We start from the raw sequence: 20,437 nt of genomic DNA on the forward strand, positions 1-20,437 counted from the left end.
AGAAGTTTCTAGTAAATACTAGAAACTTTTTTTTATGAAGGCAAAGGGAACGAAACTTAAAACTTCAATAAAAGAAACCCTTTCAGACTTAATTTTTGAGGTGAGGTAAAGAATATGAGCGGGATTTCAGAACTTCTATACTCTTTTTGTATGTAAGCTCGTTACAAAAAAAGTAACTGTGTACAACAAACATGAAAGCGATTGCAACACAGTACTAATAAAGCTATGCTATACCCGTAAGTTGATAGAAAACTTACATGAGCAGCTTGCTCGCAACCTGACGTTGGAAAAAGGAGAGTCCAGTATGAAAAAGAAAAGCATGAAATCGAATTTTTGGGAGTTTTTTCAAGGCTTAGGGAAAACTTTTATGCTACCTGTGGCACTGTTAGCATTCATGGGATTAATGTTAGGGGTCGGAAGTGCATTTACAAGTCCAACTACGATTGAAACCATCCCCTTTTTAGGAAATCCTATTTTACAAATACTCTTTAGTTTTATGTCTACAATCGGCGGTTTTGCATTCACCTACTTACCAGTATTATTCGCAATGGCCATTCCATTGGGACTTGTAAGGTATGAAAAAGGTGTAGCTGCTTTTTCTGGATTTATCGGTTATGTGATCATGCATTTATCTATTAACTTTTATTTAACTGAAACCAATCAGCTTGCTGAAGCAGAAAAGTTGCGCGAGGCTGGACAAGGAATGGTAATGGGAATTCAAACCTTAGAAATGGGAGTCCTCGGCGGGATTATTGTTGGGGTTATCGTTTATCTCCTGCACAATAAGTTTTACGATATCCAGCTGCCAGACGCATTTGCATTTTTTGGAGGAGCACGCTTTGTTCCAATTATTACTTCTTTGACATTGGCGGTTGTTGGGATTCTGCTTCCGATCATTTGGCCAATATTTGCACTTGGAATTGCAGGAGTAGGGTCAATCATTCAACAATCAGGCGCATTCGGCCCATTTTTATTTGGTGCCGGGGAGAGATTGCTGCTTCCGTTTGGATTACACCATATTCTTGTAGCGATGATTCGTTTTACAGAAGCAGGCGGTACGCAAATTGTTGATGGTCAAACGATATCCGGTGCATTAAATATTTTCTATGCTCAGTTAAAAAGTGGAGAAGCAATTAGTCCTTCCGTAACAGCCTTTTTATCTCAAGGTAAAATGCCATCATTTATGTTTGGATTACCAGCAGTTGCATTAGCGATCTATCATACTGCCCGGCCTGAGAATCGCAAGAAAATTAAAGGGCTATTAATTTCTGGTGTTCTTGCTGCTTTTGTAACCGGAATTACAGAACCTATTGAATTTTTATTCTTGTTCGTTTCACCAGTGTTATATGGAATTCATGTAGTCCTGACAGGATTAGGATTTATGGTTATGTCTTTGCTTGGAGTGGTTATCGGCAACACGGATGGCGGTGTATTAGACTTTTTAATCTTCGGGATATTACAAGGCACCTATACTAAATGGTATCTCGTACTCGCAGTAGGGATCGTGTGGTTTGCTGTTTATTACACAGTGTTCCGGTACGCAATTGCAAAATTCAATTTGAAAACTCCTGGACGTGAAGAAGCAACCGAAGAAATTAGTGAAGAAATCATTACTAATAAGAAAAAAGGGAAATATGATGCAGATCGAATTTTAAGTGCGTTAGGCGGAAAAGAAAATATTGAGTCATTAGATAACTGTATTACTCGTTTACGTCTTGTCGTGAAAGATATGGATAAAGTAAATCAACCCGTCTTAAAAGAGTGTGGAGCACTTGGTGTTGTTGTACTTGATGAACATAATGTACAGGTTATTATAGGAACACAAGTAGCATCTGTTAAAACACAATTGGATAAATTAGCATAAAGATGAGGTTTGATTAAAATGAACTATTCATTTGATGAAGTAGTAAATAGATTAGGTACCTATTGTACTCAATGGGACTATATTGAAGATCGATTTGGAGAAAAGGACCTTTTGCCATTCTCTATATCAGATACAGATTTTCTATGCCCGCCCGAAATACTAACTGCAATAAAAAAGCGTGTAGACCATGGGATTTTTGGATATACGAGATGGAATCATCTAGAGTTTAAAGGTGCAATTCAACAATGGTACCTGAAGAGATTTTCTACATCAATTAAAGAGGATTGGATTATATATAGTCCTACAGTTATTTATACGATTTCAAAGCTGATCGAACACATGACAGAAGAGGGGGATCATGTCGTTGTCCAAACTCCGGCGTATGATGCTTTCTTTAAACTAGTAGAAGAAAATAAGCGGTTTTTTTCTGGGAACAAGCTGCTTTATGAAAATAGCTCTTACTTCATTGATTTTCAGGATTTAGAGAAAAAACTTGCTCATCCTCGTGCAAAAGTTTTTCTATTATGCAGTCCTCATAATCCGACTGGACGTGTATGGTCAAAAATAGAATTAAAAAAAATGATTGCTCTATGCAAGAAATATCAGGTTTATGTTATTTCCGATGAGATTCATATGGATATTGTAAGCAGGCCTAATGTGCATATTCCAATTGTAAATGCTGCAGAAAATCTAGATCATGTGTGTATCTGTACGTCAGCCAGCAAAACATTCAATACACCTGGATTAGGAGGATCCTATGCGATTATACCTAATCAAGAATTAAAGGAGCGTTTCCTCATAACCTTGAAGAATATAGATGGACTTTCTTCCACAAGTACTCTAGGTGCAATTGGATTAATGACTGCTTATCTTGACGGTGGTCAATGGGTGGATGAATTAAACGCTTATATTGAAAAAAACATGGAACTAGTGAAGGGATTTCTTGATACCCATATCCCTTCTGCCCATTTAGAAATTCCTGATTCAACCTATTTAGCATGGATTGACATATCTAGGCTGCCATATACTGATGAACAACTGCAAGATGCACTGATTCATCATGGTAAAGTAGCCATAATGCCGGGGGAGATGTACGGAAAAGATGGAAAAGGATTCTTGCGTATGAATGTGGGATGCCCCTCTTCAAAAGTAATCGATGGATTACAGAGATTTAAAAAAGCTTTAGATTATCTTGAAAATAAATATAAATAATTACCTTTAAGAGGAGAATGAAGCGTGTTAACAACAATTTTCACTAAAGAAGCACCAGCAGCAATTGGACCTTACTCTCAAGCAATAAAGTTAGATAAATTACTCTTTACTTCAGGCCAAATCCCAGTTAATCCTAATACAGGAGAAGTAGTAGATGGAGAGGTTACTGAGCAAGCACATCAAGTCATGAAAAATGTACAAGCTGTTTTAGAAGAAGGCAATGCTTCGTTTAATACTGTGATTAAAACGACTTGTTTTATAACGAATATGGCTGATTTTGCAGACTTCAACAGTGTGTATGAGCAATACTTCACTGAGAATAAGCCGGCACGTTCTTGTGTAGCAGTTAAAGAGCTGCCTAAAGGTGTATTATGTGAAGTCGAAGTTATTGCTTTGGCGGAAGACAACTGACATCAGATCTTTGCTCCATCCAATGAAGGTAAAGGTTACTTCATATATGGAATGCATAATGAAGTAGGTGTAAGCGAAGTTGTTCAGGCTTCGCTTACACCCCTTTTACTAAAGAGAATAAGAATTACGCCCTTTAATGGCAATATATTAGATTTAAAATAGGTATTTTTATTGACAAAAAAATTTATTTATGCTATAATTTACCTTTTAAAAATTCCTGTGTATAATAAGATTCTCCTGGCCGGGGAATCTTATTTTTGTTTATACGGGAGGATAATTGTATGAAGCATAATGAGTCCAGTTTAACTTCCATAATAGCAGCTTTTGGTCGAGCCTATCACAGTAAATATGACACACTAAAAATTTTCGATGATTTTATTTTAAAAGATCTCATATCCCAAAAAGAGTTTTCAGACATTAGTGAGAATATGATTCAAGGAATACAGTTTTTCAACAAAGATATTGCTCTAAGGTTTCAAAATGATCCAGATGAAATTTTAAAATGGATTACCCAAGTCCAGCTTTCTCCAACGCCTCTAGCACGAGCTGCGTATTGCGAAAAAGTATTACTTAATGAAGTAATGTTAGGATTAAAACAATATGTCATACTTGGAGCTGGGTTAGATACTTTTTGTTTCCGACATCCAGAATTGAAAAACAGCTTAGAAATATTTGAAGTTGATTATCCAGCTACACAGGATTTCAAAAAGAAAAAGTTGGATAATGCCAATTTTAAAATCCCGAGTAATCTTCATTTCGTTTCTATGGACTTTACCGATAAGTTTTCTTATCAAAATCTAATAGATGAAGGATTCAATAACAAAAAAACTTTCTTTAGCTTATTGGGCGTTTCTTATTATTTAACTAAAGAAGAAAATTCAAGCTTGATAAATAATTTATTTGCTAAAGTCCCATCAGGAAGTTCTATAGTTTTTGATTATGCAGACGAAAAACTCTTTAAAGAAAAAGGTATGTCTAATAGAGTTGAAAATATGGTGAAAATGGCTTCAGTAAGTGGAGAACCAATGAAATCGTGTTTCACTTATTTTGAAATCGAGAATATGTTAGAGAAATCAGGTTTACTAATTTATGAACATTTATCGCCAGCTGCGATAAATGACCTTTTCTTTAGTAATCGGACAGATTATTTGTCTGCATTCGAAACGATTCATTATATCCATGCTATAAAAAAATAATATTTCAGTGAAACAGACTTGCCTCTCAATCTATCCTTAAGGATTGGGAGGTTGTATATTATTTAAGCTTATTCGCAGTCTAATATGTCTAAAATCATATGCTTTTTTATTGAAATAAACTGCTTATGTTACTTTAAGTTCAAAACTTTACAATCATGGAAGCTGAATGAAATATAGGAAAAATCATAATAGAACTATCCCTTTGAGGAACAATAAATAAAGAGAAATAAAAAGGATACAAACGAGGAGTTTTATGAAAAAGGCCGCAATTTTTTTCCTATGTTTTCTTATCTTAATTCTTCCATCCCAAGTATTTGCTCAACGAAAAGTACCTATTTTAATTTATCATTCGATTGACGAGTTTAATGGGCACGGTTCTAAAGAGTTATATGTAACCCCGAAGAATTTCGAGAAACAAATGATTTATTTACGAGACCATGGCTACACCTTATTAACTTTTGATCGTTGGCAAGACATTTATAAAGTAAACAAACCCATATTCATTACCTTTGATGACGGATACAAAAACAATCTGAATGCATTTGCAATCTTTCAAGAACTGAAAAACGAACGTTTTAAACCAGCTGGTACCATTTTTGTTATTTCTGACTTTATCGGTCGCTCCAACCGATTATCGAAATCGGATATAAAAATAATGGCTGATTCGGGTATAATCTCATTCCAGTCTCATACTGCTACACATCCTGATTTGACGAAAATAAAAAATTATGAATATGAACTTAAAGGGTCCAAAGATAAAATTCAAAAAATTACGGGCAAACCAGTTCATGCTCTTGCGTATCCATACGGTAACTTCAATAACAAAGTCACAGCAGAAACGAAAAAATACTATTTGATTGGACTAACGACAACTCCTGAACCATTTTCTGAGAAGGGCATTAAAGACGAACTCTATCTTTTACCACGAATCTATATCAAGTATTCAACTACTCTTGATGACTTTGCAAAAATAGTTGACGGAGAATGAAGAAGGGTTCCTTTTGGAACCAAAGGGAACAGTGCATAATATCGTAAAAAACTTGATCAGTGCTTCAGAGGGCAGAAAATCGTGATCAATGGGTAACATATATCACATAATGAAGGCTGGTTATATTAGCGAGCGTATGGATTTATATTCACGGATTTTCAAGAACCCGAGGAAAAAGGGGCACAGGCATAATTACAGGAGAAATACATTGTCACATTGATAATGACTACGAAAATACAAAAACAACTGCCTGTTTCTCAAAATAAGAGACAGGCAGTTGTTTTAATGATTGTTATTTTTTTACTTAATCCCTAACGCACTCTTAATAGCAGCAATTGTTTTTCCTTTATATGTCTTTATTGGTTTAGGAGTAAGAGGCCCCATCAAGGGACCTCTTGTTCATTATTCCATTTGAACCAAGGAATCTGTTTCTTCTCCATCGATATAAGAACCGCTTACCTCATCTCCTTCCTTAAAGTCGCGGCAATAATCTCTTTCTTCTTCAACATTAATAACATCTTCATCCAATATATCTCCTTCTTGCAACCGGATATACAAGCAGCAACTAAAAGAAGGGTCACTGAGACCAATCGTTCACATCTGTTATTACTGCATTTGCAAATGGCCGCACTTCACCTTTTAGCTTGCCACAGCCTGACACTATCAAAGTTAGCAATATCAAGGTCAATAATGTTTTCACGTTATACGGACACAGAATTATTTTTATTCTTTTGGGATCCGTAACGAGTGGCCATGATACCGGCGATCAATAAGAATATGAAAGCAAGAGCAAAGAATAACCCGTTCATGATTAAACCAATTACAGATATAGCAATTAATAACCAGCCGGAGATTTTAGACCATTTCCATGCTGTAAATCCAAGAACAATTGCTAGAAAGGATATGAAGAACACCCAGCCACCTGACTCGGCCATGTTTCCATCACCGAACACACCGCCAGCTACACCAACTAAAGCTCCACTAACTACACCACTAATACCGCCAAGGATTGCTAGAATAGGAATCCAAGTTTTCATTATTTAATCTCTCCTGTCGGAACAATCCATTTCACTTCTGCATTTTCTTTAAAAGTGAATGAAGGTTCGTAATAAATTTCATATGTCTCCGTTTCTGGAACATCAAACTCTAGAGCACCTGCTGATTGCTTTCCTTGTTTCAGTTCTCCACCAAACATATTTGCGTCATTGTTGCCGAAGTACATTTCTAATTTATTTCCTTCTTTATCGTAAACTTGGAATTCGCTAGAATCCACGAACCCATTGTCAGATGAATTATTTTTTGCTGATACTTCAATTCGCAAAATTTTCCCTTTTTCTGCAGGCACACCATCGATAGGTTTTCCCCAAGATAATGACTTAATCGTAACTTCCATTCCATCGATTGAAACAGTTTCACCAACCTTATATTCAGTTTTAGCTCCTGCTGCTTCTTTTTTGTTCGATTCATCTGTTTGTTTGTCGCCAGAGCTAGATACTTCCTTAACCTCTGCATCGCCACAACCTGATAGTAAACCGCCGAGTAAAAATGCTGTTGATAAAACTCCGAATACTTTTTTGTTCATTTCTCCTCTCCTCCATTAATTTTTTGGTATTCATCCCGAGAATAATGTTAGAATAAAAATTTCATATTAAGTACATATTTTCCACTTTTCCTAAAAAATTAAAATTCAAACCTTTTTGATAAAAAATGAACACTTTATCATAGTATCCATTAAAAAAAATTATGCGGCACTTCGAGCGAGATTTTTAATGATAGTATGACTATTCGCATAATTTATTAATGTCCCAGAAACGAACAAATATCTTACAAAGAAAAAGCTGTTTAATTTTATAGTATTTGTTTCAAAACCCATTCATTTAAAATTTTTAACTTCGAGCGATTTAATTTAGATATTTTTCGTGTATTTTTAGTGGAAATTAGTCTAAAAGATTGTCTATAACAAAAGGTATAAAAGATGTTAATTTAGTTTATTTATTTAACTTAGTCAGATGTACACTCCTTAATTTCATCCTGTAGACCGCCTAATGTAAAAAGAAGATCCCAACCATTAACTGGTTGAGGATCTTCTTTTTTATGATTAAAAAACCCTTAGTTGCTGCTTTGTCTTTTCAAACTTAAGTCTTGCTTGATAATAAACTTCTATAAGGTTACTTATTTTTAATTTGATTTCTTCTACATTCCCATCACAATTTGAAATTACCTGTTCAATATTGCAGTGAAGGAATTCACTTAGAAGGTTGTTTATTCTTTCGCTGTAAACATTTTTAAAGTATTTTTCAGAACCAAATTCGACTTGTTCCTGCTCTTTTTCAAAAGTGAATAAATGAGGCAGCTCAATTTCTTCAATTGAAACGCTTTTTTCTGTATCCATGCAATCTCCCCCTTCGTAAACAGTACCATTAAGAATATGAAGGGGAAGATATCTTTATAACCTAAGATTTGACTATAGAATTGGAAACTGAAAGATCATAATTCATCTTGATTCTTCACCACAATTTCATTTGGATCAATACCGTTTTTCTTTTTTTTATTTTCAGCCCAATTTTTCACAAAAAATATTATGATAAAAATCCCAGCTAGGAACAGGATTATCCCCAATAAAAGCGGCACTCATATTATGTCCATTGATGCCACACCAATCTTTAATTTGTCTATTATCATTGGCTGTTTTACAATTTTCATACAAATGAATGTGAAGTTTTACGAATTCAGATTGTATATGTGACTGCACAGTTTCATCCTGATATGCACTAAAAAAAGCCAACAAGTATATGTCGGCTTCATCCTATTGGGTGATATGAATGTTTAGGACCTTTCCTTCACACGTATTTCCAACTGTTCAAGTACAATCGGCCAAGCTTCTTTGTGTTGAGTCCTTGACTCATCATCTGGAAACCCTGTGTGTGTAAGACGCAGTTTGGTTCCGACTCCATTTGGTTCAAACTCTACTTTGACAACTGTTTCAGCACCATTTGTTCCCCCAGCCCCAGTAACCCATGTAAGTTCTACAAGCTGGTCTTCCTCAATCCTTAAAAACCTTCCATAATGGGGGTGACGTTTTCCCTCAAATGAAGTCTCAAAGTAGAAAACCGTGTTGATTTCTCCTTACATGATAACGCTGCCCGGTGCAGCGAACCAGATGCCAAACTGTTTCGTCCATGCTTTGAACAGAACCTCGGGTGATGAATCCATTACTCGTTCTACCGACAAAGAAAATGGTCTTAATGATAGATCAGGAATAGAAATTGACAATTTCATTTTCATCCTCTCGCATTACGTTTATATCTATTATGAGCTTGTAATTTTCAGGCATGTCAAATCAGACTTTATATATTCATTAATCTTCCAGCATGCCTCTCTGACTTCATTCACAAAACGATTTCTTTGCCTGACATAATAAGTTTTTGCAAACAAAAAATCTTCTGATGATATATTAGCCGAGTAGATATTTTTCACTTTTGCTAAACCTGGATATGGGTGAAATGGAAAGGTACTATCAAATTCATACTTGCTGGAATAAGAAAACATTAGTCTATTTAATGTTCCAGCCACTGCTTTTAACATGTTGTTATACGCATCAGCATGTACAATTTCAGTTTCTGAGAGTGTTTTTACTTGTTCTGTCAGTACATTGAGGGATTCATAAATCGGTGTGAAATCAAATTGCTCATCTGAATTTCCATCAATTTCTTCGATGATTTTTCTGCCATTATAGATAAATGCTGTTAGATTAATCGGCAGAGTTTCCAAATTGACTAGTTCATGGACAAGCGAAGCATGCATCTTCGTATCTCTCATTAATAGCTCTAAATCTATTTTGTCATACAAATCTTCCTCTGTATGCCACCACCAATTACCGCCAGGAGTATTATAGACTTTATCCGTTTCAATCGGTTCATACTTAAACTGAATATGAATCGGGACATTCGTCCCCCAAAAGGATTGGTCTGCCCCGCGAGGGAGGTATGCGGAATGATTTGGCTTTTTACCTGTAAAATAAGCGATAATGCTTTCTGGTAACCTTTCATCCTCGATGGAGCTTGACCTTGGAATGACATTGATTCCCCCCATGGTTCCAGGGAAATCCACATTGATGTGTGCCATACATTTTTCATTGATTTCATGCCAAAAATGATCACAATACCATGTAGAGCCTGCATATCTTCCATTTGAATGTCCAGGCCACCATGCCAATTTGATCCCTCGAGTCAAACCTCCTTTTTTATTCGAGAATATCCGTGCCAATTCAAGCAATAAGGCATTCCCGCCAGCATTATCGGTTGCGCCTTTATGCCATGAATCGTAATGACCTGAGACTAAAATGTATTGATCAGCCTTACCTGGTATCGATGCAATCGGTAAACTTACTCGTTTGATTCCAGTCTGTACGGCCGTTTTCACGACAACTTTGATTTCCTCTTTTTGCATCCGTTCCAATAATTTCATACCATCTTGAAAAGTAATCCCAACGACAGGTATTTTTGTTAACTGATCCACATTTTCAATTGTAGGCGTTCCCCATACTGCTCCAACCGTTTCTTCATGGATGACCTTTTCAGGTGATGGCCAAATATGAATTAACCCCCTCGCACCAGCACTTTCAATTTTCTTGACATAATCCTCATAAAAATTCCAGCTGACAACAATCTTCCCTTGTAAATGTGTATAACGATCAATTGGATCCGCACCGTTATGACGTTCTTCACTATAGAAGTCATAAACGGCATTTCCTTCGATGCCTTCTGGACAATGAAGACTAAATGATCGTGATTTTGCCTTTACACTAAAAATATCCGAAGAAATCACATTGACTTCTCCATGTAATGGATCACTGAAATATCCATCAAATTCATATCGATCATAATGCACGCCAAACTTGTTCAGCTGTTCTAAAATATAATCAGCTGCTGCTTCTGCCTCTTTTTCACCACTTAATCTTTCCCATTGGGTCAACGCTTTTACATGCTGATCCAATTGTTCTTTCTCTATCAATTGGATCAGTTCAGCATATTCTGAGGGATTGAATTTATAATTAACCAAATTTCTTCACCCTTTGCTTTCGTACAGAATTCATATTAGACATGTACCAATTTTTAATATTGAATAAAATCTGCAAACAAAACAAATCCAGCCCCAATGACCATCCAAATCAGCAGCAGCGGCCAGAAAAACTTGACCCACTCCTGATATTTAATTTTTGAAACAGCCAAACTTCCCATTAGCATAGCAGAAGTAGGAAGGATACAATTTGATAGGCCGTCTCCTAATTGAAAAATCAAAACCGTCGTTTGTCTTGTTACATTAATTAAATCAGCGAGCGGTACTAAAATTGGCATGGTTGTTGCAGCTTGTCCGGTTCCAGAAGTAATAAAAATGTTCATGATGTTTTGCACAATATAGATCCCTAAAACTTGGATCTGAGTTGGTAAATGAGCAATAGAGGTAAACAAACCATTAACTACAGAATCAATAATAGCTCCCTGCTCTAAGACGACAACAACCCCTTTGGCAATTCCGACGATAAAGGCGCCAAAGGTAATTTCCTTTGCTCCAATAACAAACTCACTGGCAATTTTACTGGGTCCATACTTTGCTAAAAATCCGACAATAATTCCTAATGATAAGAAAAACGCTGCAAGCTCCTCCATCCACCAGCCTTTGCTGGAGACACCCCAAATTAAGACACCGAAACCTGCAGCCACAGCAATGATTGTTAAATAATGAGCTGTTTTTATTTGTGGTAAAGAGGCTATTAAATCTGTTCTTCCCATCCCTTCTTCTTTTTCAAGTTCATAAGAAAAGCTGAGGGAAGGATCTTTTTTCACCTTTTTGGCATAGCGAATAATATAAGCACTTGTAACAGCTAATAAAATGACTAATAATATAACCCGCAGCCACATTCCAGAAAACAATGGAATCTCAGCAATCGATTGGGCAATCCCTACATTAAATGGATTTAAGAGCCCTGCTGTAAAGCCGCTTGCGGCACCTAACATAACCATCGCAGTTCCTGTTACCGCATCATATCCCAACGATCTTGCTATCGCAATTCCGATTGGCACAAACGCCATTACCTCTGCAGACATTCCCATTGTAAAACCGCCGACAGAAAATAAAGCCAGGAAAATAGGGATGACAACGAGCCCGCGATTCATAAAGGCTTTTCCGACCCTTGCTGTTACTGCTTCAATCGTTCCTGTAGAATTAATAATTTGGAACACTCCGCCAATAATAAATATGAAAAAGACTGTATCGCTGGCACTGGTCAGTCCTTGGACAATGGCTAATGGTACGTCGATGATACTTACAGGATCTTGTTCAACGGAATGAAACGTATTTTCAACAACAACGGTGTTGCCCGTTTCTTTATCCTCAACTCGATCAAATTCACCTGCCGGCAATATATACGTTAATAGCGCACAAATTAAAATAATAAAAACAATAATGACAAGTGTATGCGGCATTTTAATAAAGCTTGAAAATTTTGATGGAGGTTTTGATTTAGGTTCGATTGTTGTCTTTGTATTCAATATTAAAACCACCTTTCATAGAGTTTTTTTGGTTTTTACTATTAGGATTTCAACTAGTTCTTACTTAGATTGCTTTTTCTTCTTCCACTCTTCAAATTCTTTTCGGATCGCATGAAAGTAAGCTTGATTGCAGCATACGTCATAAGCTGTCATAGCTAATGTTTTTGCTGCTTTATTTAAGCCCTGCATGCCAGCCTCTGACTTAGCAGCTTCAACAAAATCGGGAGTATGTGTGATCGCATCATCCGTTATTTTGATATATGGATGGATCGCAGCTGTTACCTGTCCGACATTTCCAATGTCAGACGAACCAATTCCTCCTTTTTTGGGCGGTTCGATGACTTCTTCACCTAACAGTTCCAAATTCTCTTTAAATAGGGAGGCTAAAGTTTTATTATTATTTCGTTCCGCATAGACGAGACCCTCTGTTAGTTCGAGCTTTGCACCCACAGCCTCTGCAGCATGGCGAGCAGCTGCGTATACCTTGCGGCGAACAATAGTAAGATCTTCAACGGTCTCAGCTCTAAGTAAAAATTCAGCTTCACAATAGTCCGGTACAACATTTGTTGCTTCTCCGCCTTTTGTGATAATTCCATGAATTCTAACATCATCTTTGAAAAATTGTCTCAATGAGTTTACGGCAACAAAAGTGTTAATAACCGCATCAAGAGCACTAATTCCTTTTTCTGGAGCAGAAGATGCGTGCGCAGATTTTCCAAAATATTTAAATGTTGCATCGACACATGCTAATCCGCCGCGAAGCACCATTGACTGTTTTTGGGGATGGCACATCATTGCTGCATCTACATCATCAAATACCCCGTCTTGAACCATTAAGATTTTGCCTCCGCCTTCTTCTTCAGCAGGTGTGCCTAATACAACAATTTTCCCCTGCAGATTCGGATGAGCAGCCTTTAATGCTAAAGCTGCACCTACCGCAGAAGTTCCAATAATATTATGGCCGCATCCATGGCCGAGTCCTTTTAGGGCATCGTATTCAGCTAATAAGGCAACTGTAGGTCCGCCAGGTTGTCCTTCCCATGTTGCTCTAAACGATGTTTCCAGATTAGCTATTCCTTTTTCAATTGCAAAACCAGCTTTGCTTAAAGGCTCCGTCAACCATTCCATCGCTTGATATTCATGAAAACTAAGTTCAGGATTCGCATGAATCTTTAACGATAATTCACGCAGCTCAAGGTCAAGAGCATCTACTGCAGCCTGAATTGCCTTTTTCCCTTCCATTTCACCGATATTCATAAATATACAACTCCCCCAACATTCAGAAAATTCATGATTTTTTATTCATTTTACTTTCCTCCGATCTATAAGTACACATAATGTTTTTTTGGTTATTTATAAATTTTTTTTATAGTATAAATATACAAGCTCTTAATGCTTTATTAATTACTATTAAAAAATATTAAAAATAAAAAAAGAGAACACCACATGCAGTGTTCTCTTTCTCATTTTTAATATCTTTTCTTTATATAATTTACAATTGTCGAGACTGTCGCTAATTGCAAGGAAGACTCACGATAGATCATCCATGTTCTTCTTTTCAGTTCCTGACCATCTTTAAAAATTAAATCATGACTTGTTAATTCATCCATTTCGTGAATAAATGCCCTTGGTATAATTGCATACCCAAGTCCTTTTTTCACCATTTCTTTACACGTCTCATAACTGTCTACTTGCATGGAAATAAACGGCGGCTGATCGTATCTTTCATCCCACCAGCGATCTATGCTTTTATCTAATGGACTTGATGATACATTTTTATATTTCATTAAAACGGCTGGCTCTTTTCGATTAATCATCGGGTAGTTAGGAAGTTGCTCTAAATCCATTTCATTCTTAGAGATAAGGCATATATTTTCTTCATTAAGAAGATATTTTTGATCTGACCAATTATAATCCCCTTTTACTATAGCAACATCAATTTCCCCTTCTATGAGCAAATCGATCATTTCCGTACTAAAGCCTGTATCCACATTCACATGAACTTTCGGATATTGGTTCATTAAATATTCTAAAATCGAAGGCAATTCGTATAGACCAAAGTTGCTGCTCACGCCTATTTTAAAATTCCCCTGCACTTCATTTCCCATATTCAGTAAGTATTCTTTCGTACTGCGCAAGTCAGTAAGCATTTTTTTCGCATACCCGACTATATATTCACCAGCAGGTGTTATCTTAATGTTTTTCCCATTCTTTGAGAAGATCTGAATCTGAAACTCCTTTTCAATTTGCCGCAAACGGTAGGTCAAAGCTGGCTGCGTCATATAAAAATGTTCTGCAGCTTTTGTTAAATTCGGATCCTTATACAAATACTGCAAGATCAGACAATCCTTCTCATCCAAAACATTCACCTGCCCTATAGTTTATATAGATATTTAATAAGCTATCTTCTATTTAAACATAGAGTGAGGGTGCTGTCTTTACCTTATGGATTTAACCTTGATTCTAGGAACGAATAACTTCTGTGAAAATTTATAGAATCACTTTCCTTGTAAATCTTAACATTTAATCTGCAAATCTCCGCGGGTTACGAAAAGAACCACCTATCAGGTCAATGATAGATGGTTTTTCCATTTATTCCATTTCAGCATTGGCTCTGCAGACATCATTCTCGCCATAACTTAGCTTTGCAAACTCCCCTGTAACCAAGGGCGGGGCCGATAGGGACCGATCGGGATTTGGATCAGGCTGGTTTTTCCTTGATTATTCATCTTATAGATCTCATCACTCAATTTCGCTTCAAATCCTAGTAGTGGATGTCCTCCCATCTTAAGGGCTGACGCCACTAACAGTAATCGCTGCACGAGCATGCCCGCTTCCATTTGCTGAATACGATATCCTCTGTACCCCAGTTCCGATATGAAGTGATCTTTATCGCCTGCCACATGAAAGCAGAGCGGCACTTGGAACAAATTCACATTTCCTGCTGACATTCCGTATTGTAAATTAAGTCGATGATCACCAAGATCTGCCTGTCGTAAAGCATGATCAGCGCTATCATATTGATAAGCACCGTCCGGAATGCCCTCAACATTATTCAGACAGCCATACAGTGATACTCGTGACTCGAGCTTCTTATGCGGTTCATCCAAATCATTACGATACAAGTATGCGGACGTTGCTTCCTGCAGAAGAGTCGAAAGCTTCGATTGACTGACATTACCAAAAATGAAATCCATGTCCGGTGAAAATCGCTTTTGACATACCGACGCCAGATCATACGATAATCGCTTCATATGAGGGAGAGTTACCACTTGACTCTCCACATTCAACTTCTCACGCGCCTTTATTTGCCGAAACGATTGCGTTGATTCCAGCATGGACGCTTCATTCATCTTCGTTAACATCGGAAACGTCTTGATCCTCTGTGATTGGATGTAGTAATTAGTTTGAATCGCTTTCAGTTCCCGGCACAGTTCAGCAGCAGAAACAAGCTCATCTCTGCCGCTCCCATTAGTAAACCAGCTCGTAGGTTCAACTGTCAGCGGGATAACTGCATACACACTCTCCTCTTTTTCAGTTAGTCCAAGCAGATGATTGATCGCCCGATCAAGGTATTGGAAGTACACCCCCGAAGCAAAACCAAACCGTTTTGCTACTTCCAATAACTGTCCAATCAGCACCCCGGCATCTAACCCTTGAAGACGGTAGGCAAAATTATTGTATTTATAGAAGTTTTTCCAAAACATTGTCGACACAAAAACGGTGCCAAAACAAGCAGACACGTCACAGCGATTACCAAGAGCCTTGGCTATATATGAATCGAAATTGCCTTCTCGCAACAGCACCAAGCGATGGTGTGCCACATCATAATGGTAAACTCCAACAGGAAAATCCTCCGTCTTCAGATACACATACAATTCGTTTGGATATAACCCCCCGCCGGAAGGTACAAACCGCCGATACGACTGCATTAGTTCCGGCGCATGATCTTCAGTGGGAAAAGCTGACTGGGAAAATTGAGTAAGGCCAAATACGTACCAGAGAAAGTGACTGATTTTCCGAAGGTTAGGCTGTTCTGGTTCTTCCCATTCTTCAAGCGTCAGCGGCACTTCCAGAGATAATGAAAAAACAGGCAAGCCACGGTAAATCTTATACGGAAGCGGTGCATCATCCCAATCCACTTCCCAGTCCGCTGGGCTTGCCTTGTCGATGTCAAAATGCAGATTGTGCAGAAATGTATCGAGACCCATCCTCCTGCCCCTCCTAGGTACCGTTTATGGAAACGGATGTGGATGTGGATTGAGCTGTTCAAGTGTGAGCGGCTGCTTGGTATATCCAAGTTCCATCGGTACCCTCAGCACCCTCTCAAGCCCTGTTACTCTTGTAAGGTGATGTCCGAATGTCATTGGCAGCATCCCTGGAATCAGCACTTTCACGCAATGCAGTCCGTTTCGTTTCGTTTCCGGTGTTGACTGATCCACCACAATCACATCGAGGTTCAATCGACGAAACTTCTGAAGAATGTCCTGCAGGTCATCGGTCAGATCTGCATGTGTCGACTTCCACTTGAATTCCTCATCAAACGACCGCAACGGATGATTATCGTCCAGCAAAAACTGCAGGCGCTCTTCCGCTTGCGGCAAACCGTACAGCATGCCGTGATCATCCATCTTCTGCACCAAGGAAGAATCTTGCAGCATTCGCACAAACTCATCCTGGTTCGTCTCTAATTTCTCATCAAGCGTCAGCATCATGGCAGCCAACTCGTGAACCGTGCTTTTCACCGCCCGGACTGGATCCAGATGAGCTCCGGCAGCACAGATGATATTCAATCCCTTTTGCTTCCTGTTTTTTGCCATCGCCCAAACGCTTGGAATTCCGTGCTCCATTGTCGAGTTATAAAAATGCAGATCATAGCCCCCCACTGCCCGCACACGGTCGATCATTAACAGCAATTCTTGATCATTAGCCGAATAAGGGTCAAGACGCGGGAGAGGCAGCTCTGCGTACCAGGTCATCAGGAACGAATCACGTTCCACCACTTCCAAAATACCGTAGAAAATGGCTTCCTCCAAACTTCCTCCTAATGCGCATCCGTTGGAAGTTTCATAGACAAATCCATTTCCGCACCCTAAGCTGTAATAGGCAAGCAGCTCAGGAACCAAAATTGGACGTTCTTGCAAGAACGAATAGCCCCATACCCAATTTATCGGACGATCAGGGTTAAACTGTTCAAATGGAAAACCAGGACGGGCATACTGATCCTTCGCGTGCACTCCTACATTAATAGGATTGAGCGCTTGATCTTTCAGATTACGGTAACTATCATAGACCACCGTCCGTTTTCCACGGGGCGTTATACCGCAGGACCGCTCCAAGCCCTCCAAAATAGCAGTTAACTCACTTACTGCGTATGAATGAGTCCGGCCTGCTACTCCCTCGTCCCCTGAGAATAACGGCAAATTTACACCTACATCAGCAAAAGGCGGTACCAGGTCATACATTTTCCCATTAAAAATGCCCGTCCGGTGATCCAGATAGTCTTTAACTAGAACTTTACTCAGATCATCCATCGAACGGCAGCGGTAACTGCCTTCCATTTTTGGACTTGGTTTTAGTGAAATTCGGGCCGCGTCCGGTGAATCGTCAGGTAATTGACTGCAAACCGGACATAACGGATCGGGCAGAAAAGGATGCCACGAACTCTTCAGTGTTTTCAGATTGAGTAAACATACCCGTCCTTCCGAGTGCGCCTCATCACCTTGCAAGATTCTTTGCACCTCCGCCCCAAGCAGGTTGGCTATCTGTAAAAGCCCCGTGCTCGATGCCCAAGCGTCACGCGGGATTCCTCCGTTCGCAGCTATCCTCTGCCCAATTTCCCACATCTCTTTACGGTCTCGTCCTGCCATGAGATGTCGCATATCCGCACATTGGGAGCACCCCTGTGTATCCGGGCGAACCAGCGGTCCTACCACGCCTTCTCCAAATGAGACGAATCCTCGCAGCCAAGGAATACCGGCTAAACGTAACACTTCTTCCGCTTTTTGATGAACGGAAGGATTCCAGGAATCGTGCAGCACTAGAACCAAATCAGTCGCTTCAGGTACTCCTGTCTCGAAATCCACATGACGAACTACCTGGTATTGTGCAGATAAATCTTCACACAAGTGGTCAGCTAACATTCCTTCTCCGACAACCACTACGACTGCACTCACAGGGATTCCTCCTCTCTCAGCAACGTACCATACACGCCTACCAGTTCCTTTTTCAAAATGGGTTCCAATCCCAGTTCGAAAACCATGATTCGCTTGCGGTTCCGTTTCAGGACCTGCATGGCGGACTGCAAAACCTCGGATATCTCTTCACTCGTACGGATTAAAAGGCTTTGCGGTGGCTTTTCTGCCAGAAACACGGACGAATTCGGCAACGCTGCTTGTTCCGATTGAATTTTTCCATCCATCAGCGCCTGCTGCAGCGCTTTTTGCAGCGCCATTGTTGAATTCAAATCTACACTGCCATACCATCGATCATTAGTACCGACCCATACCACAGGGAATCCGGAGACTTCCTTTCCCAAACCAATGATTGGTGCACCCTGCATGGTGGTCAGTGCCTGTAAATAATACCGGCAACGTTCATCTTCTACTTCACTTAACTGAACCCGGGAGACAACATTCTTCTGATCGGCCAGTTGTTTGCTCAGCTCCGCTGTTAAACACTTTTGCAATCCGCGGCAAACGCCTTCTGCAATTGTTTCTCCCGCTCCAACACCAACAATTTCTCCGGATTCAACTTTCTGTCGAAGAAGAGGAAGAGCGGAAACGATTACATCGGCCATTTGAGACACATACGCTTCAATACCAGACAGCCCCGCTTCCTTCCGTGCTTTCTTATGTGTCAGTTCTGTACAGACAATGCTCGGCAGAAGCTCTGCAGGTCCCACAGACAGCGGGTCAACTGCCTGTACGCGGCACTGTGCTAACGGTAACTGTTTTAAATCCTCCTCTTCTAAAATATGAAAAATACCTGATTCCGCTGATGTCAAATGGCTTAAATACAGAAGCAGCACGCCCAATTCCCCTTTGCCTGAACTCTGTTTGAGCCGCAAATCAAGATCTTGAATCCATTCAGCTGTAATGCGTCCGGTCACAAGCGGATGAGGCATGAAATCATGCCAATTACCTTCCATCGTATCCAGATCAAGCAGGAAGAATTGATTCCTCTGTTCTGATTCAGTAACTCCCGTAACGTTTTTAAACAATTCAAATACGATCACATTGGCCAGCATCGCTCCTGCTGTGGAAGTGAAACTGTGTAATTGCTCTTCTTTACCAAACACTGATTCGTGTATGCTGCGCCAAGCAGACTCCCAGCATCCTTCAGAGTCTGGATGAACCAGAGGACCTGCCAGACCCGCCTGGTGCAGAAATATAGCGGGGAGCAACAGCTTTTTCTCTTCCCTGCAAATCCTATGAAGAGCTCGCAGTTCCTCTACATTGCCTTCCTGCGACACATACAAAACCGAATCAAACGACTTCACGATCTCCCGCCAAGAACTTTCCCCCCCATTTTTCAGGATGACCTCCTCTACTGCTGCCTCGGGATCTGTTTTACGGGCATGTACCACCAATTCTTCTAACCGCATCCGATTGGTCGGTACTGAGTCCGTTATCAGCACATGAAACTTGGGCAATCCAGATTCAACCAGCGAAGAAACCAGCGAGACAAAAAAAGGGCCAGAGCCGATCGCCAACACTTTGGCCTGACGATAGGCTTGAAAACGGTACGCACCCGAATCAGCGAAACTTTCTAAAAATTCAATTTGAGAAGCATACTTTTTAAGAACCTGATCCGCCAATTGATGAGGACGGTCTTGACTTACATCCCGAACATACCCATTTTTATACAGCACTTCTGCAATTTCATATACACGATCTCGATATTGAACCGGCAATCCGTGTGTCAAATTCTCCAACGTGTACTCTCCATTGAACATTGGCATCAGCTTGTTAACCCACTGATGGATCGTACTGCCTTTCATATGGAATGAACTTACATTATTTCGAAAATAAACACCGCTGTCTGGATCAGGGAGAAAAAAAGTGTCCCTTTTCACTTTCAGACGCATAGAAGGGTTCAAATTTGTCATTCCGCTCCTCCTTACCCGTGAGCTGTCCTCAAATCTATAGCATCATTTTTCATTTCACTATAAGCCTATGTACCGTAATTTGTCTCTTATGTCTAATCTTTAAAG

At 39.4% G+C, this 20,437-nt stretch carries 18 protein-coding genes and 1 pseudogene; 6 read left to right on the plus strand and 13 right to left on the minus strand.

The window, feature by feature from the left end; all coding sequences use genetic code 11:
* Positions 1–304: 304 nt before the first annotated feature.
* From malX to K8L98_RS27010, 6 genes and pseudogenes are all read left to right on the plus strand, one after another.
* On the plus strand, positions 305–1,864 hold the full coding sequence (malX, locus tag K8L98_RS20255; RefSeq protein WP_223437570.1) for a maltose/glucose-specific PTS transporter subunit IIBC: 1,560 nt from the start codon (positions 305–307) through the stop codon (positions 1,862–1,864).
* A gap of 18 nt (positions 1,865–1,882) precedes the next feature.
* Positions 1,883–3,076 carry a MalY/PatB family protein gene (locus K8L98_RS20260; protein WP_223437571.1) on the plus strand — a complete coding sequence of 398 codons (1,194 nt, stop codon included), beginning with the start codon at positions 1,883–1,885 and terminating at the stop codon, positions 3,074–3,076.
* A 24-nt stretch (positions 3,077–3,100) separates the two neighbouring features.
* Positions 3,101–3,487 (plus strand): RidA family protein, encoded by a 387-nt coding sequence (locus K8L98_RS20265; protein WP_223437573.1) that lies wholly within the window; start codon positions 3,101–3,103, stop codon positions 3,485–3,487.
* 281 nt (positions 3,488–3,768) lie between these two features.
* Complete coding sequence (locus tag K8L98_RS20270) at positions 3,769–4,683, plus strand: class I SAM-dependent methyltransferase (protein WP_223437575.1); 915 nt, start codon at positions 3,769–3,771, stop codon at positions 4,681–4,683.
* Positions 4,684–4,936: 253 nt separating this feature from the next.
* A complete protein-coding gene (locus K8L98_RS20275; RefSeq protein ID WP_223437576.1) occupies positions 4,937–5,671 on the plus strand; it encodes a polysaccharide deacetylase family protein in 735 nt (244 codons plus the stop codon).
* A 162-nt stretch (positions 5,672–5,833) separates the two neighbouring features.
* Positions 5,834–5,913, plus strand: a pseudogene (locus K8L98_RS27010) (Nif3-like dinuclear metal center hexameric protein); the annotation flags it as partial.
* A gap of 160 nt (positions 5,914–6,073) precedes the next feature.
* Here the strand turns inward: K8L98_RS27010 and K8L98_RS26610 are convergent.
* The 13 genes from K8L98_RS26610 to K8L98_RS20330 all read right to left on the minus strand — a co-directional run bounded on the left by K8L98_RS26610 (position 6,074) and on the right by K8L98_RS20330 (position 20,332).
* Positions 6,074–6,199, minus strand: coding sequence for a hypothetical protein (locus tag K8L98_RS26610; RefSeq protein ID WP_275976722.1), 126 nt, complete (start codon positions 6,197–6,199; stop codon positions 6,074–6,076).
* Between the two features lie 173 nt (positions 6,200–6,372).
* Positions 6,373–6,708: a hypothetical protein gene (locus K8L98_RS20280; RefSeq protein ID WP_223437578.1), complete on the minus strand. Its 336-nt coding sequence runs from the start codon at positions 6,706–6,708 to the stop codon at positions 6,373–6,375.
* Positions 6,708–7,253 carry a DUF4352 domain-containing protein gene (locus tag K8L98_RS20285; RefSeq protein WP_223437580.1) on the minus strand — a complete coding sequence of 182 codons (546 nt, stop codon included), beginning with the start codon at positions 7,251–7,253 and terminating at the stop codon, positions 6,708–6,710. Before K8L98_RS20285 ends, K8L98_RS20280 begins: the two co-directional genes overlap by 1 nt.
* A gap of 516 nt (positions 7,254–7,769) precedes the next feature.
* A complete protein-coding gene (locus K8L98_RS20290; protein WP_223437582.1) occupies positions 7,770–8,063 on the minus strand; it encodes a hypothetical protein in 294 nt (97 codons plus the stop codon).
* A 434-nt stretch (positions 8,064–8,497) separates the two neighbouring features.
* On the minus strand, positions 8,498–8,791 hold the full coding sequence (locus K8L98_RS26725; RefSeq protein WP_338037049.1) for an SRPBCC family protein: 294 nt from the start codon (positions 8,789–8,791) through the stop codon (positions 8,498–8,500).
* 6 nt (positions 8,792–8,797) lie between these two features.
* Positions 8,798–8,950 (minus strand): SRPBCC family protein, encoded by a 153-nt coding sequence (locus K8L98_RS26730; protein ID WP_338036993.1) that lies wholly within the window; start codon positions 8,948–8,950, stop codon positions 8,798–8,800.
* 30 nt (positions 8,951–8,980) lie between these two features.
* Positions 8,981–10,732 carry a M28 family peptidase gene (locus tag K8L98_RS20300; RefSeq protein WP_223437584.1) on the minus strand — a complete coding sequence of 584 codons (1,752 nt, stop codon included), beginning with the start codon at positions 10,730–10,732 and terminating at the stop codon, positions 8,981–8,983.
* A gap of 53 nt (positions 10,733–10,785) precedes the next feature.
* Entirely contained in the window at positions 10,786–12,222 is a 1,437-nt protein-coding gene (locus K8L98_RS20305) for a YfcC family protein (protein ID WP_223437585.1), read from the minus strand.
* A 60-nt stretch (positions 12,223–12,282) separates the two neighbouring features.
* Positions 12,283–13,479: a M20 family metallopeptidase gene (locus K8L98_RS20310; protein WP_223437587.1), complete on the minus strand. Its 1,197-nt coding sequence runs from the start codon at positions 13,477–13,479 to the stop codon at positions 12,283–12,285.
* Between the two features lie 212 nt (positions 13,480–13,691).
* Positions 13,692–14,582 (minus strand): LysR family transcriptional regulator, encoded by an 891-nt coding sequence (locus tag K8L98_RS20315; protein ID WP_223437588.1) that lies wholly within the window; start codon positions 14,580–14,582, stop codon positions 13,692–13,694.
* Between the two features lie 279 nt (positions 14,583–14,861).
* Positions 14,862–16,433 (minus strand): SagB family peptide dehydrogenase, encoded by a 1,572-nt coding sequence (locus K8L98_RS20320; RefSeq protein ID WP_223437589.1) that lies wholly within the window; start codon positions 16,431–16,433, stop codon positions 14,862–14,864.
* A gap of 24 nt (positions 16,434–16,457) precedes the next feature.
* Positions 16,458–18,398, minus strand: coding sequence for a TOMM precursor leader peptide-binding protein (locus tag K8L98_RS20325; RefSeq protein ID WP_223437591.1), 1,941 nt, complete (start codon positions 18,396–18,398; stop codon positions 16,458–16,460).
* Positions 18,395–20,332, minus strand: coding sequence for a putative thiazole-containing bacteriocin maturation protein (locus tag K8L98_RS20330; RefSeq protein ID WP_223437592.1), 1,938 nt, complete (start codon positions 20,330–20,332; stop codon positions 18,395–18,397). Before K8L98_RS20330 ends, K8L98_RS20325 begins: the two co-directional genes overlap by 4 nt.
* Positions 20,333–20,437 lie beyond the last annotated feature (105 nt).

The organism is Metabacillus dongyingensis (assembly GCF_019933155.2).
Classification (GTDB): domain Bacteria; phylum Bacillota; class Bacilli; order Bacillales; family Bacillaceae; genus Bacillus_P; species Bacillus_P dongyingensis.

What these genes read in the sequence shown, in the direction of transcription:
- K8L98_RS20290 (WP_223437582.1), bottom strand. Translation starts at nt 8,063, where the DNA reads ATGGATACAGAAAAAAGCGTTTCAATTGAAGAAATTGAGCTGCCTCAT.
- K8L98_RS26730 (WP_338036993.1), bottom strand. Translation starts at nt 8,950, where the DNA reads ATGAAATTGTCAATTTCTATTCCTGATCTATCATTAAGACCATTTTCT.
- K8L98_RS20310 (WP_223437587.1), bottom strand. Translation starts at nt 13,479, where the DNA reads ATGAATATCGGTGAAATGGAAGGGAAAAAGGCAATTCAGGCTGCAGTA.
- K8L98_RS20280 (WP_223437578.1), bottom strand. Translation starts at nt 6,708, where the DNA reads ATGAAAACTTGGATTCCTATTCTAGCAATCCTTGGCGGTATTAGTGGT.
- K8L98_RS20330 (WP_223437592.1), bottom strand. Translation starts at nt 20,332, where the DNA reads ATGACAAATTTGAACCCTTCTATGCGTCTGAAAGTGAAAAGGGACACT.
- malX (WP_223437570.1), top strand. Translation starts at nt 305, where the DNA reads ATGAAAAAGAAAAGCATGAAATCGAATTTTTGGGAGTTTTTTCAAGGC.
- K8L98_RS20320 (WP_223437589.1), bottom strand. Translation starts at nt 16,433, where the DNA reads ATGGGTCTCGATACATTTCTGCACAATCTGCATTTTGACATCGACAAG.
- K8L98_RS20260 (WP_223437571.1), top strand. Translation starts at nt 1,883, where the DNA reads ATGAACTATTCATTTGATGAAGTAGTAAATAGATTAGGTACCTATTGT.
- K8L98_RS20275 (WP_223437576.1), top strand. Translation starts at nt 4,937, where the DNA reads ATGAAAAAGGCCGCAATTTTTTTCCTATGTTTTCTTATCTTAATTCTT.
- K8L98_RS20285 (WP_223437580.1), bottom strand. Translation starts at nt 7,253, where the DNA reads ATGAACAAAAAAGTATTCGGAGTTTTATCAACAGCATTTTTACTCGGC.
- K8L98_RS20270 (WP_223437575.1), top strand. Translation starts at nt 3,769, where the DNA reads ATGAAGCATAATGAGTCCAGTTTAACTTCCATAATAGCAGCTTTTGGT.